The organism is Streptomyces caniferus (assembly GCF_009811555.1).
Lineage (GTDB): Bacteria > Actinomycetota > Actinomycetes > Streptomycetales > Streptomycetaceae > Streptomyces > Streptomyces caniferus.
In genome coordinates this window covers 2,681,465-2,698,581 of record NZ_BLIN01000005.1, presented here as the reverse complement: position 1 = coordinate 2,698,581, position 17,117 = coordinate 2,681,465, and the positions used below count along the sequence as shown (strand labels likewise).

16 protein-coding genes are annotated in these 17,117 nt (G+C 73.0%); 5 read left to right on the top strand and 11 right to left on the bottom strand.

Annotation, left to right across the window (positions count from 1 at the left end):
* Nucleotides 1-6 precede the first annotated feature (6 nt).
* Entirely contained in the window at nt 7-591 is a 585-nt protein-coding gene (locus Scani_RS28390) for a GNAT family N-acetyltransferase (protein WP_159480651.1), read from the bottom strand.
* A 166-nt stretch (nt 592-757) separates the two neighbouring features.
* Between Scani_RS28390 and Scani_RS28385 the strand changes: the two genes are divergently transcribed.
* On the top strand, nt 758-1,315 hold the full coding sequence (locus tag Scani_RS28385; protein WP_159480650.1) for a DinB family protein: 558 nt from the start codon (nt 758-760) through the stop codon (nt 1,313-1,315).
* A 487-nt stretch (nt 1,316-1,802) separates the two neighbouring features.
* On the opposite strand, the gene Scani_RS28380 is transcribed toward Scani_RS28385, so the two are convergent.
* The 5 genes from Scani_RS28380 to Scani_RS28360 form a co-directional block, all read right to left on the bottom strand.
* The gene (locus Scani_RS28380) at nt 1,803-2,417 is read right to left on the bottom strand and encodes a DedA family protein (protein ID WP_174872827.1); all 615 of its coding nucleotides are present in this window, start codon (nt 2,415-2,417) and stop codon (nt 1,803-1,805) included.
* Between the two features lie 349 nt (nt 2,418-2,766).
* On the bottom strand, nt 2,767-3,231 hold the full coding sequence (locus Scani_RS28375) for a DoxX family protein (RefSeq protein ID WP_159480648.1): 465 nt from the start codon (nt 3,229-3,231) through the stop codon (nt 2,767-2,769).
* A gap of 78 nt (nt 3,232-3,309) precedes the next feature.
* Entirely contained in the window at nt 3,310-5,439 is a 2,130-nt protein-coding gene (locus Scani_RS28370) for an FAD/NAD(P)-binding protein (RefSeq protein ID WP_159480647.1), read from the bottom strand.
* A gap of 304 nt (nt 5,440-5,743) precedes the next feature.
* Entirely contained in the window at nt 5,744-7,489 is a 1,746-nt protein-coding gene (locus tag Scani_RS28365) for an alkaline phosphatase D family protein (RefSeq protein ID WP_159480646.1), read from the bottom strand.
* A 277-nt stretch (nt 7,490-7,766) separates the two neighbouring features.
* A complete protein-coding gene (locus Scani_RS28360; protein WP_159480645.1) occupies nt 7,767-8,411 on the bottom strand; it encodes an HNH endonuclease family protein in 645 nt (214 codons plus the stop codon).
* Nucleotides 8,412-8,620: 209 nt separating this feature from the next.
* Between Scani_RS28360 and Scani_RS28355 the strand changes: the two genes are divergently transcribed.
* Entirely contained in the window at nt 8,621-9,379 is a 759-nt protein-coding gene (locus tag Scani_RS28355; protein WP_159480644.1) for an ABC transporter permease, read from the top strand.
* Nucleotides 9,380-9,600: 221 nt separating this feature from the next.
* The gene (locus Scani_RS28350; protein ID WP_159480643.1) at nt 9,601-10,182 is read left to right on the top strand and encodes a TMEM165/GDT1 family protein; all 582 of its coding nucleotides are present in this window, start codon (nt 9,601-9,603) and stop codon (nt 10,180-10,182) included.
* Between the two features lie 90 nt (nt 10,183-10,272).
* On the opposite strand, the gene Scani_RS28345 is transcribed toward Scani_RS28350, so the two are convergent.
* The gene (locus Scani_RS28345) at nt 10,273-10,935 is read right to left on the bottom strand and encodes an HAD-IA family hydrolase (RefSeq protein ID WP_159480642.1); all 663 of its coding nucleotides are present in this window, start codon (nt 10,933-10,935) and stop codon (nt 10,273-10,275) included.
* A 410-nt stretch (nt 10,936-11,345) separates the two neighbouring features.
* Complete coding sequence (locus Scani_RS41835) at nt 11,346-12,491, bottom strand: peptidoglycan-binding domain-containing protein (RefSeq protein WP_281392035.1); 1,146 nt, start codon at nt 12,489-12,491, stop codon at nt 11,346-11,348.
* Between the two features lie 238 nt (nt 12,492-12,729).
* On the opposite strand from Scani_RS41835, the gene Scani_RS28335 reads away from it, so the two are divergent.
* Entirely contained in the window at nt 12,730-14,808 is a 2,079-nt protein-coding gene (locus Scani_RS28335) for an MFS transporter (RefSeq protein ID WP_159480640.1), read from the top strand.
* Between the two features lie 80 nt (nt 14,809-14,888).
* Here the strand turns inward: Scani_RS28335 and Scani_RS28330 are convergent, their stop codons facing one another.
* A complete protein-coding gene (locus Scani_RS28330) occupies nt 14,889-15,425 on the bottom strand; it encodes a GNAT family N-acetyltransferase (RefSeq protein ID WP_159480639.1) in 537 nt (178 codons plus the stop codon).
* 65 nt (nt 15,426-15,490) lie between these two features.
* Nucleotides 15,491-15,826, bottom strand: a complete 336-nt coding sequence (locus Scani_RS28325; protein WP_159480638.1) for an antibiotic biosynthesis monooxygenase family protein — start codon at nt 15,824-15,826, stop codon at nt 15,491-15,493.
* A 295-nt stretch (nt 15,827-16,121) separates the two neighbouring features.
* On the opposite strand from Scani_RS28325, the gene Scani_RS28320 reads away from it, so the two are divergent.
* Nucleotides 16,122-16,511 (top strand): VOC family protein, encoded by a 390-nt coding sequence (locus tag Scani_RS28320; RefSeq protein WP_159480637.1) that lies wholly within the window; start codon nt 16,122-16,124, stop codon nt 16,509-16,511.
* A 97-nt stretch (nt 16,512-16,608) separates the two neighbouring features.
* Here Scani_RS28320 and Scani_RS28315 read toward each other — a convergent pair whose 3' ends face one another.
* Complete coding sequence (locus Scani_RS28315; RefSeq protein WP_159480636.1) at nt 16,609-17,070, bottom strand: DUF2000 domain-containing protein; 462 nt, start codon at nt 17,068-17,070, stop codon at nt 16,609-16,611.
* Between the last annotated feature and the right edge of the window lie 47 nt (nt 17,071-17,117).

Sequence of the window (17,117 nt, the reverse complement as noted above, 5' to 3'; positions counted from 1 at the left end):
CGAGGTTCAGTCGATGCCGAACGCCGCGGCGTAGCGCACCGTGCCGCGCGGGGGCGGGGAGCCGTCCAGGGAGAGCGCCAGGAAGGCCTCGTCCGGCCAGGGTTGCGGGGGCAGGATGCCGAACCGGGTGGCGGCCGGTACGAATCCGAAGCGCGGGTAGTACGACGGATGGCCGAGCACGATCGCGGTCCGCTCGCCGGCTTCCCGCGCCGCCTCCAGAAGCGCCCTGATCACCGCGCCGCCCGCACCGCACTGCTGATACGCGGGCAGCACCGCGCACGGGGCGAGCGCAACGGCCGGGGCGTCGTCGATATGGCAGCGCGTCAGCAGCGCATGGGCGAGGAGGGTGCCGTCGGGTGTCCCGGCGACGTACGACAGCCCCGGCAGCCAGGCAGCCGGGTCGCGGCGCAGCGCATCGACGAGGTCCGCCTCGCCGGCCGTCTCGAAGGCGGCGAGGTGGATCCGGCGGACGGCCGGTACGTCCTGGGCGGTTTCGGGGCGGAGGCGCCAGGTGTCGGGTGCCGGGGCCGGGGCGTCGGGGGCGTTGCCGCCGGCGGCGGGTGAGGCGTCGCTGTCGTGGGTGCCGCTCATGCCCGGCATCGTCGCACCGGGGGCCGCAACGGGCGAAGGGATTTCGGTTCCGACGCCGGTGGCGGCCGTCGGTACATGCCGGTGTCGACGAGCACTCCTCGATGGTCGCTTGGCTGCCGCGAAGAATCGCTTGCCTGCCGTGCCACTGCTCAGGATCATCAGCACGATGGGCGACGTACCGGAGCGGTGGAGCAAGGCGAGTGTCCACCCCGACATGTGGGCGGACCCCGACGAGGACCCGCGCGACAGTGCGGGAGCCGGCCCGGACGGTGAGTTGGCGACGTTGCAGGAATTCCTGCGGAGTTACCGGCTGACCCTGCGGATGAAGTGCGAGGGGCTGGTTCCGGAGCAACTGGCGCACCGGTCGGTGCCGCCGTCGACGCTGTCGTTGCTGGGCCTGGTCCGCCATCTTGCCGAGGTGGAGCGGGACTGGCGCAACTGGATTCAGCCAGGGGATCCGGCGCCGAAGCTGTACGGAGCGGGTGGTGACTTCGAGGGAGCCGTCGCCCGGCAGGAGGTGGTCGACGGCGCATTCGCCGATCTTGCCCGTGAACAGGCGGCAGCCGATGCGGCGCTGGCCGAGTACCCGGATCCGGGTGCGCGGGTGGGCCGGGACGGCGACACCGTCCGGGAGCTGTGGGTCCACCGCATCGAGGAGTACGCCCGCCACTGCGGGCACGCCGATCTGCTGCGTGAATGCCTCGACGGCCGGGTGGGGCAGTAGCCGGCACCCGGCCCTGCCGCCGCTGTCCGGCTCTCCGGCTGAGGCGATCGGCGATGGCCGCCCTCCGAGGCCTGGGCCGGCACCGGCCACCGCGCCCTGGCCGTCGAGCAAGGGCTCAGGGCCGACTGGCGGTGATCCGGAAGTCCGAGAGTGTCAGTGAAGCGCGTGGGACCGCTGACTCCGGCCGGGCGGGCCGAAGCTCAGCCCGTTCTCGTCGAGAGCGTTGAAGACGGTCACCCTGCTCGTCTCGAAGACGAAGCTGACATCGGTGGTTCCCTGCGCCAGATCCCTGCCCGTCCACTCGAGCAGTTCGACGCCTTTGAGGGCAGGCCCCGCAGATCGCGCAGTCCGGGAAGGGGCCCGGGACGCCACCGCAGGTCGAATCCGGGCCACCGGACCGGATGACGGGGATCGATGGTGTTCCACGTGAGGGAGAGATCGTCGAACTTGTGAGGGTTGACCTCGACCTGGTCGTCCCCTCCGGCCGTCAGTGTGTGGCCCGGCGGTCCGGGCGGCGCATCAGGAAGGCGGCGGCCGAGCCGGCGGCGAAGAGGGCTATCACGGACAGGGCGGTGCCCACCCAGGACGTGCCGAGCCATTGCCCGCCGAAGTAGCCGAGGCCGACGCTGTAGGCGGCCCAGGCGAGTCCGGCCAGGGCGGACCAGGGGAGGAACTCGCGGACCGTACGGTGCGCGACGCCCGCGCCCAGGCTGACCACGGAGCGCCCGGCGGGTGCGAAGCGGGCCAGGACGACGATGCTGCCGCCGCCTCGCGTCAGCGCCGTGCCGAGTCGTTTCTGCGCCGCCGTCAGGCGGCGGGAGCGGCCGATGGCGCGGTCGAAGCGGTCGCCGCCGCGCCAGGCGACCCGGTAGGCGACCATGTCGCCGAGCACCGAGGCACTGGCCGCGCAGAGTATGAGGGCGAACATCTCGGCAGGGTGGGTGCCGGTGTGGACGGAGGACGTGACGTCGACGCCGCTCACCGCGTCCGCCGCGGTGCCGGTGCCGGCGGCCGTGGTGGCCGCGGCGATCACCAGGACTCCGCTGGGCAGGATCGGCACGAACACATCGAGCACGATCGAGAGACTGACGATCGCGTACATCCAGGGGGTGCCGCTCAGGGACCCCAGTCTTTCCAGCAACGTCCTGCTCCCGGTCCGAACCCCGCCGCGACGTCGCTCGGTGCGGCAGGGGCGGCCCTTCAGCCATACAGCGTACGCCTGGAGTTTGCGGGCCAGGGGGCGGGGGTGGAGCGCGCCGCGGTGCCGGGGGGCGGGGCATGGCGCCGGGAGCGCCGGGGCGCCCGGAGCGCTGCGGATGCGGCGCGCGGGCCGTACGACGGAGCGTCGCACCGTCCCTGCGGCGGAGATGCCGCGCGGCCCGTACGGCGGAGAGGGCGTACGGGCCGCGCGAGGGCGGGGGCCGGGGACGGCCCCTGCAAGGGGGTGTGCGTCAGGCGGCGGAAGGCTCCTGGTGGGCGGCCGGAGCCTGCTCCCGCTCGCCCTCGCCGAAGAAGACCCGGTCGAGGGCCCACGAGCCGGGGCCGATGAAGAAGATCAGCAGGAAGGCCCAGCAGAACATGGCGGAGGCCTCGCCGCCGTTCTGTATCGGCCACAGCGCCGAACCCTGGTGCGCGGAGAAGTAGGCGTAGGCCATCGAGCCGGAGCTGATGAACGCCGCGGGGCGGGTGCCCAGGCCGAGCATCACGAGCAGGCCGCCGGCCAGCTGGATCACGGCGGCGTACCAGCCCGGCCAGGCGCCGGTGGGCACGGTGCCGCCCTGGCCCATGGCGCCGCCGAGGACGCCGAAGAGCGAGGAGGCGCCGTGGCAGGCGAAGAGCAGTCCGACGACGATGCGGAAGAGCGCGTGCGCGTGCGGGGCCGATCTCTGGATGAGCGGGGTCAGGGGTGTGGACATGGGGGGCTCCTCACGGTTTTGGGGACGAGGTAACCGTCGGAGACAGAGGTTAGGGAAACCTAATCAATACTTGCAACTTCAACCTCTGGTCAAAGGCGACCTTTGGCCCGAACTGGCCGCACCTGCGCCCGTACCGGCCACCGGAATCGCGTCCGCGCCCGTCCTGGCCACCGGATCCACGTCCGCCGCACCCACACCCCGCGTCCCGGCCGCCGCATCCGCCCCCGCACCCGACCCCGTCCCTGCCCCCGTCCTCGCGGCCCGCAGTGCCGCCCGAGCCACGGCGTCCGTGTCCGCCAAGGTGACCGATCCCACCCCGGGGCGTGCCCCCGCCGCCGTCACCCAGTGCACGCCCTCCGTCGGCACCCCGACCGCGAAGCGCCGCGGATGGTGCCCGCCATCGGCCCCGACCAGGTGGTACGGGCTCGGTGACACATCGAGTCCGCCCGTCTCGTAGCCGTCCACGGTGTGCGGCCGGCAGCCGCCCTCGGCCAGCAGCCGGGCCAGCAGCGGGTCCGCGGTGCGGCGCAGGTCCGGTTCCGGCAGCCGCGCCTCGATCAGTGCCGTCGCCGTCACCTCCGAGCCCGGAACGTCCGGCGAGTGCGCCGTGAACCCGGGCCCGCGGCCGTCGGCGCTGCCGGGCCGGACGGCCATCCGCGGGCCGACGACCTCCAGCACCCCCGCCTCGATCAGCGCCGTCATCTCCTCGATCCGGCGCCGCGGCGGCCCGATGGACAAGAAGGCGTTGAGCGGGGTGTACCAGCGGTCCAGGTGGTCGCGGCGGGAGGCGCCGGCCAGCCCGCCGTGGTCGACGATCTGCCGCAGCTCGTTGCGCAGGTCCCGCAGCACGTCGAGGGCCGCCTTGAGCGGGCCGGCCACGTTGTCCTGCCGGGCGTGGGCCACGTCCTGGCGCAGATGCCCCAGCAGCCACTCCCGGAAGGCGGCCCGGTCGGCGAACGACCGCCCCGCGTGCGGGTGGGTGACCCGGTCCCAGTCCCAGCGCTCGTCCGGTGCGATGCCGAAGGCGTCCAGGGCGGCGGCCTCATCAAGACAACGGTGGGTGCTGCTCAGGAAGCGCTCCCGGAAGCGGAGCCGCGGCTCCTCGCCCGCACCGCCTGCACTGTCCGCACCGCACGAACAGCCTGCACCGCCCGCATCGCCGGCACCGCACCCATCGCCCGCACCGCACGCACCGCGTCGCCGCAGCAGTGCCTCGTAGTAGACCGCCTCCACCTCCTTGGCGACCAGCGGCCAGACCTCCGCCAGGAAGTCGGGCGGATCGCCGGAGTCCGCGCGCTTGCGGAAGGCCGCTATCACGTCCGGCGTCAGCAGCAGCGGCAGATGACGGCCGTGCGCACCCTTCGCGTTGTCGCCGCGGGCGTGGTACGGGATGCCGCGCCGGGAGCCCGCGTACAGCCGGGGCTCGCGGCCGGACGGCAGGTACGTCAGCGTTCCGTCGGCACCCTCGACGAACCGGCCGCCGCGGGCCGTGGTCAGCAGCGCCATGTGATCGAAGAAGTTGAGGCCGAGACCGCGCAGCAGCACGGGGCGGCCCGGGGCCAGCGCCTCCAGACCGGCGGAGAGGTCGGCGGGATTGGCGGGCGGGAGATAGTGCAGGCCGTGCCCGGCGGCGTAGTCGGCCAGGTGCCGTTGGCCGGGGTCCGCGGCGGCCGGCAGGTGGCCCTGGGCGAGGACCACCGCCCCCAGGCCGTGCAGCGTGCGGCCGTCGTCGAGGGTGAGCGACTGCGAGCCGTCGGGGGCCTCGGCCAGGTGCACCGCGCACGCCCGGTGGACCACGACCGTCACTTCCTCGGGAGCGGTGCGCACGGTGCGGCGGAAGACCCACTCCAGATAGCGGCCGTACAGCGCACGCCCCGGATAGTCGTCCGGGCCGACGTCGCAGCCCTCCCAGGCGTACAGGCTCGGCCCGGTGCGTATCGGCCCCGCGCACTCGACGCTGTCGTCGGTGAACAGCGTGACCTGTGACGCCACGGTGTTCATCAGCAGCTCGGACGGCTGCGTGGTGCGCCACACCTGGCCGGCGCCGGGCGGGGCGGGGTCGATGACATGGACGGTCAGGCGGTCGCCCGGGGCCAGTTCGGCGGCCGAGGCGCAGATCCGCTCCAGGACGCTCGTCCCGCGCGGCCCCGCGCCGACGACGGCGAGGGCGGGCCGGTGCTGGCGGTCGGCGAGATGGTCGGCGGCCAAGAGGGGCTCTCCCTGGGGCAGCGGACGGCCGGCGCGCGGGCGCGGCCGCCCGAGAGTGCGGGCGACGAGCAAAGGTGCGCCCCATCATCACCGCCCGATCCGCCGCCGCAGCACCCGGGGGTGGGCAAAAATCCACCGGATCCGCGGGCCGTTGCCGGGCCCGCGAGACCTGACGAACGCTCACCGGGACCGGAGCGTCCGCATCATCCGGTCTTCGGTCGTTCCGTGCCCGGTGAACGCCGTCCGCATCATCCGGTCTTCGGCGGTTCCGTTCCTCGTGACCGCCGGCCCGTGCCCATCCGGTCTAGGGCCGTTCCGTTCCCGCTGCACGCCTGCCCGCGGCACCCGCATCGCCCGATTTCCCGGCAACCCGCGCATCGGACAACGCCGCCCGCCAGACCGTGACGAGCCGGACGCCGCCGCTCTTCTCCCGGCGGGCCTGGTCCAGGGCGAGGCGCGCGGTCCGGCCCGCCAGCGTCAGTGTCATCAGCTGGTTGCCGAACCACGGGCCGCCCGTGCGCCGCCACTTCACCGCCGGCCGGGTCAGCCGCCCGTGCCGGGCCAGCAGCTTCCCCAGCCAGCGGCCCGGCCGGCTCCAGCCGAAACGGAAGCCGGCCTGCAGCGAGCCGGGGATGCTGTTGTGCACGGGGGAGCAGGTCAGCTGCAGCACCCGGCTGCCGGGGCGCGGGGCGGCGCCGCGCCAGTGCGGCTCCGCCACGTAGGCGTGGTGCACGTCCCCGGAGAGCACACAGACCGTCGCCGGCGCGTCCGTACCGGCAGCGGCCTCGGCGATCAGTTCGGTGAGCGCGGCGAACGAACCGGGGAACGCCGCCCAGTGCTCCAGGTCGGCGCGCTGGCGCAGGAATTCGCTTCTGCGCGCCCAGCGGGGGCCGCGCTCACCGGCGCACAGCGCGGCGTTCCAGCCCTCCGCGGCGTGGATGAGGTGCGGCAGCAGCCAGGGCAGCGAACTGCCCAGCAGCAGATGGTCGTAGCCGTCCCGCCCCTCCAGCACCGTCTGCCGCAGCCATTCGCCCTCGGTCTTGTCGAGCATCGCGCGGTTGCTCTCGTCCAGCACGCGGGTGGCCCGGGTGTCGATCATGACCAGGCGTACCCGGCCGAAGTCGCGGCGGTAGCTCCAGCGCGCGCACGCCGGATCGGCATCCGCGTCGGCCGCGAACTCCCGCACCGCCTCCGTCGCGTCCGGCAGGGCCCGCACCCGCGCGTACAGCTCGTCGGCGGCCAGTTCGGCGGGCGAGAGATTGCCCAGGTGCTGGTGGACCCAGTACGACATCAGGCCGCCGAGTATCCGCTCCCGCCACCAGGGGGTCGCCCGCATCCGGGCCAGCCAGGCCGCCGAGGTGTTCCAGTCGTCGATCACATCGTGGTCGTCGAAGATCATGCAGCTGGGGACCGTGGACAGCAGCCAGCGGACCTCCGGGTCGAGCCAGGACTCGTAGTAGAGGTGGGTGTACTCCTCGTAGTCGGCGACCTGTTTCCAGGGCGGCTCGCCGATGTCGCGGCGGGCGGCCAGCACGCGGGCGGTCGCCTCGGAGGTCTGGTCGGCGTAGACCTGGTCGCCCAGCAGGAGCAGCACGTCCGGGCGCGGGCGGCCGGCATCGGCGGCCAGGGTGGCGGCGAGGGTGTCCAGGGCGTCCGGGCCGACCGGATCGTGCGCCGCCTTCGAGGGTGTCGCCGACCAGCGGCAGGAGCCGAAGGCGAAACGCAGCGGCTCGTCGGCGGAGGCGGGGAGGGTGCGGATGGTGCTCGCCGGGAAGCGGCTGTCGGGCGGCGGCCAGACCGTCCCCCCGCTGCCGCTGGGCGCCCCCGGCTCGTCCAGCAGGACCTGGTAGGGCGTCTCGGTGCCGGGCGTGAGGCCGGTCACCGGGACCAGCGCATAGTGATGCCCGGCCACCTGCCAGGTCTGCTGCGAGCCGGCCGAGCCGTCGTCGCAGCGGATGTGCACCACGCACGGCTCGTCGGTCTCCACCCACACCGTCGCGCTCTGCGCGTCGACGTAGCGCAGCAGCGGCCCCAAGCGCAGTCCGGCCATCGGTGCCTCCCCACTTGTCGTGGTCAGAGGATAGGAGCACAACGGGCGCGGCGGGGGGCCGGGGCGGCGGCGCGCCCGCCGGCCGGTGGTTCCGGCCGGCGGGCGCACAGGATCGGCTCAGCGGAGAGACCGCGGAATCCGTGGAATGCGTGTCAGTCGGTCCGCATCAATCTGCGGGATTGCACGTACTGCAGGTACTGCACGTACTGCGCGGATTGCGCGGATTGCGCGGAATCCAGGGATCCGTGCCATCCGCGGAGCCCACGGAAGGCCGCGCTCAGCAGCCGTCCAGGATCTTCTTCAGGGCGGCCTTCTCCGCGGAGTCCGCGGTCATGCCGTACTCGTGCTTCACCGACACCCACATCCGGGCGTACTCGCAGTGGTACGAGGCCTTCGGCGGCAGCCACTTCGCCGGGTCCTTGTCGCCCTTCTCCTGGTTGAGGTTGTCGGTGACCGCGATCAGCTGGGAGTGGGTCAGGTCGTTGGCCAGCTCCTGGCGGCGCGCGGTGGTCCACTGTGCGGCGCCCGACTTCCAGGCCTCCGACAGCGGTACGACGTGGTCGATGTCCAGGTCGGCGGCCTTGGTCCAGGTCGCGCCGTCGTAGGCGGAGACCCACTTGCCGCTCACCGCCGCGCAGCTGCCGTCCTGCTGTACGTCCGTGCCGTCCCGCTTGAGCACGACCTCGCGGGTGTTGCAGTTCTTGTCCTGGTCGATCCAGTGCGGGAACTTGTCGCGGCTGTAGCCGTCCTGCGGGCCCTCGGCCTGTTCCTTGATGTCGGCGAGGTACTTCCGTGCGGTGGCCGTGTCCGGCGGGCTGGGCGGTGCGGCCTGGGCGGACTGGCCGCTGAGCACCAGCGTGCAGACCAGCGCGGCGGCCGATCCCGCGGCGAGGGAAACTCGACGCGCGTAGACCTTTTTCATCGAAACTCCCGGAATGTGGGGGGAAGTTGCCGTGCGGTGCGGGCCCATGGTGACGATGTGGGGTTTCCACGGGATGGGCACCAGGTAACAGAGTGGCGACATGCCCACGTCAGTTCAAGGGGAGCTGACGGAGCGCCATAAATGCATCACGGCACTCCGGTTGAGTCGCACCCGCGCATGCGCCCCTGCTGCCGCCCTACAGTGAGCGCGTGCTGCTGCCGGTCAACGTCACCCTCGGGGTCGTCCTCGCCGTCCTGCTGGCCGCCGCCGTGGCCGTCGCCGCGCTGGCGCACCTCGGCCATGCCCGGGCCATCGCCGTCGCCGGACTGCGCGCCGCCGCCCAACTGGCCGCCGTCTCCTACCTCATCGGCTGGGTGGTGCACGCCCTGCCCTGGCTGCTGTGCTTCCTCCTGCTGATGTTCGCGGTGGCGGTACGGACCGCCGGCCGCCGGATCACCCAGAACCGCACCTGGTGGTGGGCCGCCGCGCCGATCGCCGCCGGGGTCGTCCCGGTCGTCGGCCTGCTGCTGCTCACCGGCCTGGTGCCGCCGCGCGGCCTCACCCTGATCCCCGTCGCGGGCATCCTGATCGGCGGCGCGCTGACCGCCACCGTCCTGGGCGGGCGGCGGGCGCTGGACGAGCTGGAGACCCGGCGCGGCGAGTTCGAGGCGGGCCTGGCGCTGGGGCTGCCGGACCGCGACGCGCGGATGGAGGTCGCCCGCCCGGCCGCCTCGGACGCCCTGCTGCCGGGGCTCGACCAGACCCGGACCGTGGGATTGGTCACACTGCCCGGCGCGTTCGTCGGGATGCTGCTGGGCGGCGCCTCCCCCGTGCAGGCGGGTGCGGTGCAGCTGTTCGTGCTGGTGGCCCTGCTGGCGGTGCAGGCGGCTGCCTGCGCGACGGTGCTGGAGCTGGTCGCCCGCGGACGGCTGCACCGCGTACCCTGGACGGCAGCAGAAGGGGAGTAGCTCTCTGCCGGACCGTCGACATACTGCCCTCCCGCTCGTCACCACCTCGGTGGAGCGCGCCTCGCGCGTGGACGGGACGGGGGAGCCGGCGCCCGGAGCGCGGTAGGTGTCCCTACCGCGCCAGCGAGACCTTCGGCCGCAGTGTCTGACGCTGCCGTGCCGAAGCGACCCCTTTCCCGGGCCCCTTTGGTGCGGCCCGACCGATCGAGGTATCCCACCCCGTGTTCAGCCTTACCGTCGCCGCCGTCGTCTTCGGCGTCGTCTTCCTCGCCGAACTGCCCGACAAGACCGCCCTCGCCGGCCTGATGCTCGGCACCCGCTACCGCGCCTCGTACGTCTTCGTCGGCGTCGCCGCGGCCTTCCTCGTGCATGTGGCGCTCGCCATCGCCGCCGGCAGCGTGCTCACGCTCCTCCCGCACCGCTGGGTCCAGGGGGTGGTCGGCGTCCTCTTCCTGGCCGGCGCCGCCGTGCTGCTGTTCCGGAAGGGCGACGACGAGGAAGAGGTGAAGAAGCCCGCCGACCAGAGCTTCTGGAAGGTCTCCGGGGCGGGCTTCATGATGATCCTGGTCGCCGAGTTCGGCGATCTGACCCAGATCATGACCGCCAACCTCGCGGCCCGCTACGACGACCCGCTCTCGGTCGGCGTGGGCGCCGTGCTGGCCCTGTGGGCGGTGGCGGGCCTGGGCATCCTGGGCGGCCGTACGCTCATGAAGTACGTGCCGCTGAAGCTCATCACCAAGGTCGCCGCGGGGGTGATGCTGCTGCTCGCGGGCTTCAGTCTGTACGAGGCGATCGCCGGCTGAGGCGCTCGCGGGACGGGCGGCCGTCGGGTGAGGGGCGGCGCTCCGCGCGGGCGCGCACCGCTCACCCCGCGGCCCGACCCGGCGTGGGCCTCAGGCCGTGAGGTGCACCGCGATCGTGCCGTCCGCCAGCACCTCGACCCGGACCTCGGTGAGGTCGCGTACCTGCACGGTGGGCGCGAACGCGGCGGCCCGGTCGCCGACGCCGACCACTCGCATACCGGCCGCCCGGCCCGCCTCGATGCCCGCCTCGGAGTCCTCGAAGACCAGGCAGTCCTCGGGCGCGTGGCCCAGCTCGGCGGCGCCCTTGAGGAAGCCCTCCGGGTCGGGCTTGCTGGCGCTCACGCTCTCCGCGGTGATCCGCACGGCGGGCATGGGCAGCCCGGCCGCGCCCATCCGGGCGTCGGAGAGCGGGACGTCGGCCGAGGTCACCAGGGCGTGCGGGGCGGTGGCGAGTGCGGCCATGAAGGCGGGCGCGCCCGGGACCGGCACCACGCCGTCCATGTCGGCGGTCTCCTGCGCCAGCATCCGGCGGTTGTCCGCCAGGTTGAGCTCCATCGGGCGGTCCGGCAGCAGCGCGGCCATGGTGGCCCAGCCCTGCCGGCCGTGGACGACCTTGAGGACCTCGTCCGCGTCCAGCTCCTGCTCGGCGGCCCAGCGGCGCCAGCAGCGCTCGACGACGGCCTCGGAGTTCACGATCGTGCTGTCCATGTCCAGCAGCAGGGCGCGGGCGGTGAGCGTGGTGGTGGCCGGCATCGGCGGGCTCCTGGGCGCTACGGGCATACGGCCGCTGTGCCGTATGCGGACGGTGCGGATCGCGCGAAGAAAACAAGTGGCTCCGCCCGCCGGTCAGGGAGTGCGGGCGGAACCACTTTGTTTCTTCACGATACAAAACGTACCGGGAATCGACAACTGTGCTGGTCAGCGGCCTGCTGGAGGGGTGTGCGGAGGCCGGAACCGGGTCTGGTCGGAGCGGGATGCGGTCGGAACCGGGCCAGGTCGGAGTCGGGATCGGTCGGAACCGAGCCGGGTAGTGATCGGGCCCGGTCGGAAATGGACCCGATGGATCGGAACCCGGCCCGGGCGGACCGGTCGGAGGCCGTCTGCGACGGATCACGGCCGGGATCTTCTGATCACGGCCGGTGCCTGCGGTGCGCGGCCGGCCCCTACGGTTCGTGGGTGCGGGACTCCAGGGACGTCCGGGTCGGAGCGCCGTAGACGCCGTCCGGGTCGCCCGTCACCCCGTAGGAGTGCTGGTAGCGGGACACGGCGGCCCGCACCTGTGCGCCGTAGTGGCCGTCGTCCGGGCCGGGGTAGAGGGCCAGTTGCCGCAACCGCCCCTGCAGCTCGGCCACTTCCGGGCCGGTGGCTCCTTCGCGCAGCACGATCGGACCCGTGGGCGGGGCGCTGGGGCTGTGACTGCCGGGGGAGTGGGTGACGCTGCCGGATGCCCGGGTGGGAGCGGGGGCGGGCGCCTCCTCGGTCCGGTAGAGCCTCACGCCGGTCGTGGGGCCGGGGACGCCGGTCACGGCCGGCGACGGCGAGCGGGGCGCGGAGCGGGAGGGGGCGGCGCTGCTGCGGATGGGGGTGGGGGCGTCGTCGGTGGGGACGTCGGCGCTGGGGGAGGCGGCGCCGTGGTCGGGCGGTGCGGCGCGGTCCCGGGTGCCGCCGGACAGGGCATCGGTGGTGATCAGGACCGCGGCGGCGGCCACCGCGGCCCCGGCGGCCGCCAGTACGGCCGGTAAGCCGCGTCGGCGGCCGGGAGCGGAGACCGGGGTTCCGGTGGCCGGCTCCTCCTCCGAGGCGCTGAACGTCCGGGAGGTGGGGCCGGGGCGGCGCCGCGCTCCGGGGAACAGGGGGCCGCGGGCGGCGGGGGCGGAAGCCGGGCCCGCGGCGTGCGACGGCCCGGGGAGAAAGGGACCGGGCAGGGGCGGACCGGCGGGTAACGGCCCGGCGAGGAACGGATCGGCGGGTACCGGTCCGGCGAGGAACGGATCGGCCGAGCGGGGCGAACCGGCGGCGGAGCGGTCGTCGGGCGAGGGGTCGTCGGCCCGGTGCACCGCCGCGTCCACCCCGGGTAAGTCGTCCAGCAGGTCGCCCCGGCCCACGAAGCCGCCGTCCGGCCCGTCGTCGGCATCCCGCGCGTCGCCGCGCGCAGGGTCGCCCACGTCGTCGTCCTCGCCGGGCAGTGACACGTACGGCCGAACGCGCAGCGGATCAAAGTCGTCCGCATCGACCGCCGCACACAGGCAGGTCGGCCGGCCGTCGCCGCGTACGGGGGCGAAGCAGTGCGGGCATGTCGGTGCCGTCACGAGCGGTCCCCTCCCTGGAGGCATCGAACCGGCAGCGATTATCCAGAGGGCGCACCCGTTCGCGCAGGCGCTCGAAGACATCCGTACGGCATACCCCGCGTGTCCCCTGAACGGCCCCTGATGCCGAACGCCGTTCGGCGGGCCATATCCGGACGGACCGCCCAGGATGGAAGGTGCCCGAAGGGCGGTCCGCGACGGACAGGGCGGCCCGGCGGAACAGAGGGAGACGGAGACGCCCATGGCGCAGGACACCAGCGCTCCTGCCGTCCCGGGCGAGGACCGGTCCCGGCGGACGGTCCTCGTCGCGATCGGCGCGCTGTTGCTCGGCATGCTCATCGCGGCGCTCGACCAGACCATCGTCGCCACCGCGCTGCCCACGATCGTCAGCGAGCTCGGCGGCCTCGACCACCTCTCCTGGGTGGTCACCGCCTACCTCCTGGCCGCGACGGCCGCGACGCCGCTGTGGGGCAAGCTCGGTGACCAGTACGGCCGCAAGAAGCTGTTCCAGACCGCCATCGTGATCTTCCTGATCGGCTCGGTGCTGTGTGGCATCGCGCAGGACATCGGGGAGCTGATCGCCTTCCGGGCCCTCCAGGGGCTGGGCGGCGGCGGCCTGATCGTGCTGTCGATGGCGATCGTCGGCGATATCGTGCCGCCCCGCGAACGCGGCAAGTACCAGGGCCTGTTCGGTGCCGTCTTCGGCGGCACCAGCGTCCTCGGACCGCTGCTCGGCGGGCTGTTCGTGGACCACCTCACCTGGCGCTGGGTGTTCTACATCAACGTCCCCGTCGGCATCGTCGCGCTCGCCGTCATCGCCGCCGTGCTGCACATCCCGCGCCGCCGCACCCCGCACCGCATCGACTACCGGGGCACCGCCCTGATCGCCGCGGTCGCCGCCTGCTTCGTCCTGATGACCTCGCTCGGGGGCGTGACCTACCCCTGGTCCTCCTGGCAGATCGTGGGATGCGGCGCCCTCGGCGTCGTGCTGCTGGGGGCGTTCCTCGTCGTCGAGCGCCGGGCCGCCGAACCCGTCCTGCCGCTGCGGCTGTTCCGGAGCCGGACCTTCACGCTGACCGCCGTCATCGGCTTCGTCGTCGGTTTCGCCATGTTCGGATCGATGACGTATCTGCCGACGTTTCTGCAGGTCGTGCAGGGAGTGACACCGACGCTGTCCGGTGTGCACATGCTGCCGATGGTGTGCGGCATGCTGCTGGCCTCCACCGGGTCCGGGCAGATCGTCAGCCACACCGGCCACTACAAAATCTTCCCGATCGCCGGCACCGGCATCGTGGCGCTCGGACTCCTGCTGCTGCACCGGCTCGACCCGGCCGGCGGCGTCGCCGGGATGAGCGCGTACTTCTTCGTCTTCGGCTTCGGACTCGGCCTGGTCATGCAGGTGCTGGTGCTCATCGCGCAGAACGCCGTCGCCTACCAGGACCTGGGCGTCGCCACCTCCGGCGCCACGTTCTTCCGCTCCATCGGCGGCTCGTTCGGCGTCTCCCTCTTCGGCACGGTCTTCACCAACCACCTGCGGCCGCGGATCGCCGACGCCGTCGCCGGGGCGCAACTGCCGCCGGGCGTCGACGCGTCCACGATCGCCGAGGATCCGCGGACCGTCGCCCGGCTGCCGTCCGGGCAGGCGGCCGGTGTCCTCCACGCCTACGCCGACTCGATCACCGATGTCTTCCTCTACGCCGTCCCGGTCGTCCTGGTCGCGTTCGCCCTGGCCTGGTTCCTCCGGGAGGAGCCGCTGCGCAGCAGCGTCACCGCGCCCGACACCAGTGAGGTGCTCTCCTCCAACCCCGTCGAGCGGTCCTCGCGCGATGAATGCGCCCGCGCACTGTCCAAACTGGGCAGCAGCGAAGGCCGTAAGCGCATCTACGAGAAGATCACCGCACGGGCCGGACTGGACCTCAAACCGGCCGCCGGCTGGCTGATCCTGCGCATCCACCGCTGCGGTTCGGTGGAACCGGCACGGCTCGCCGAGCGCAGTACCGTGCCGCTCGGGGTGATCGCCGAGAGCATCCGGCAGATCGAGGAACGCGGACTCGTCACCCGCGACGGGCTGTTGCTCCGGCTCACCGGCGACGGACGGGAGACCGCCGACCGGCTCTCCGCGGCCCGTCAGCAGTCGCTCGCGGAGATGCTCGGCGACTGGTGGACCGAGGACCGCCCCACCGACCTCACCGCGCTCGTGCGGGAGCTGACGACGGAACTGTGCGGCTCGGACGCGGAGGAACCCCACAACGGCGACGCCCGCCGCCCGCTGCCCCGCATCCCTCCGCGCACGCCACGGCCGCCGGATCTGGCGAAGTGAGGGGGAGGGGGAGGGGGAAGGGGGCGATGGGGGCCGGGCCGGGTTGCGGTGGCGACGTCGGTGGTGGCGGCAGCCGGACCTCAGCCGGCCGAACCCGCACCCTCACCCAGCCGCTTCTCGAAGAAGATCTCCGCGTACGGGTCCTCGTGGTACGGATCGATCTCCACGAAGCCGTGCCGCCGGTAGAGCGCGACGGCCTCCACCAGATCCAGCCGGGTGTCCAGCCGGACCCGCTCGGCGCCCCACCGCGCAGCGGCCCGCTCGGCGGCCGTGAGCAGCACGCCCGCCCCGCCGAGGCCGCGCCGGCCGGCCCGTACGAACATCTGCTTGAGCTCCGCGGTCCGGGCGTCCAGCATCCGCACGCCGGCGCAGCCCGCCACCGTCTCGCCGTGGCGGGCCAGCAGCAGCACGCCGTTCGGCGGCGTCAGATCGGCGCTGGGGTACTCCGCGACGCCCTCGTCGATCTCCGCCGGCGTCGAGCTGCGGCCCTCGTGCAGGGCGAAGTACCGGTCGGCCACCTCGGTGTAGTACTCGCGCAGCAGCGCCTCCGCATCCGGCGAGCCCACCGGCTCAGGGGAGACGGTCCAGGGGAGGCGGAGGGTGGCGGCGTCACTCATGACGTCATTGTGGCGGCCGGGACGGCGCGCAGCGCAACGGGTTTCGAGTGACGCCGCCGGAGAGGTCAGCCCTGCTTGGGGCCGGCCTGCTGCACGACCTCGAACGACCACAGGGTGGAACCGGACGCGGCGGGCTTGGGCCGCTCGCCGCCCTCGGCCCCGCCGCCCTGCTGGTGCGCGGCCTTCATCGGGCCCTCCATCCACGCCTGGAACGACTCCTCGTCCCGCCACCGGGTGTAGACGAGGTACTGGTCGGTGCCCTCGACGGGGCGCAGCAGCTCGAACCACTCGAAGCCGTCCGAGGAGTCCACCGTGCCGGCGCGGGAGGCGAAGCGCTTCTCCAGGACCTCGCGCTGCTCGGCGGGAACGGTCAGTACGTTGATCTTTACCACGCTGGGCACATGACACCTCTCACAGAAGGGACGCCGGATCGGCGCCTTGATCTTGATTCCCTGGGAGCAGTCTCTTACATCGCCGGTCCGCGCGACGCGAGGGCCACTCGCGAGCGTCCCCTGTGGTCCGGCGTGCGCACGGGGAAGGGGTGGGGGAACCCGGCCGACCGCTCGCTGCGGGGGCCGCATCGCCGTTCGCCGGCCCCGCGGCGACACCGGCGATTAGGATCGACGGCGACATCGCGTGTCGGTCACCGGCCGGGTGAGGCATGGAGGTGTCGGGAGATGCCCTCGGAGGCATTCCTTGTCAGTCGAGTTGAACCACACGATCGTCCATGCCCGGGACAACCGGGAATCCGCGGAGTTCTTCGCGCACCTGCTCGGCCTGGAAATCACCGTGGAGTGGGGCCCGTTCCTCGCTGTCGGCCTGAGCAACGGCGTCACGCTGGACTTCGCCACCGTCCCCGCGGACAAGATCACCCCCCAGCACTACGCCTTCCTGGTCTCCGAAGCGGAGTTCGATGCGGCGTACGCGCAGATCAGGCAGCGCGGCATCGAGCACTACGCCGACCCCCGCCGGCAACAGCCCGGCACGATCAACCACCACGACGGCGGCCGCGGCGTGTACTTCATGGACCCGGCGGGCCACGCGATGGAGCTGATCACCGTGCCGTACGGCGGCTGGACCTCGTAAGGCATGAACCGAGGGCCGCACACCAGCACGGTGTGCGGCCCTCACCGCTGCCGGCGCCCGACATGATCCGCCCGGCGCCCGCCGGTACCCGCCCCCGTCAGCCGTGCAGTTTCAGGCCCTTGGTGATCTTGTCGATGGTGGAGCGCGGTCCGTAGACGGCGAGTCCCACGAGGTCCAGGGCATCGGCGGGCACCGCGCGCACCGCCGCGCGGTTGTCGTCGTCGTTGCCCGTGGTGAACATGTCGGCGGTGTACAGGGCGGTGGGGACGGCGCGGCTGAGGGCGCGGGTGTGGGTACGGGTCAGGGCACCGGCGTCGGCGGTGTAGCACAGCACCGGCTCGCGGAGCAGGGCCAGATAGTCGTGGCCGGCGGCGTCCTCGTAGGGCTTGCCCATGATGTCGCCGGAGGCGTGTGCGATGCCGCTGGCGAGGAACGCGGTGACGTTCAGCTTCTGCCAGACGGCGAGGTCCTCCCGGACGATCACGGCGATCTTGGTGGCGAAGCGGGGGGCGGCCGGCGCCGTAACGGGGGACGCGGTGGTGGTCGGTGCAGTCGTCATACGGGGAGTCTCGTCCGGCATCCGGACTGCCGTATTGAACGCTGGTG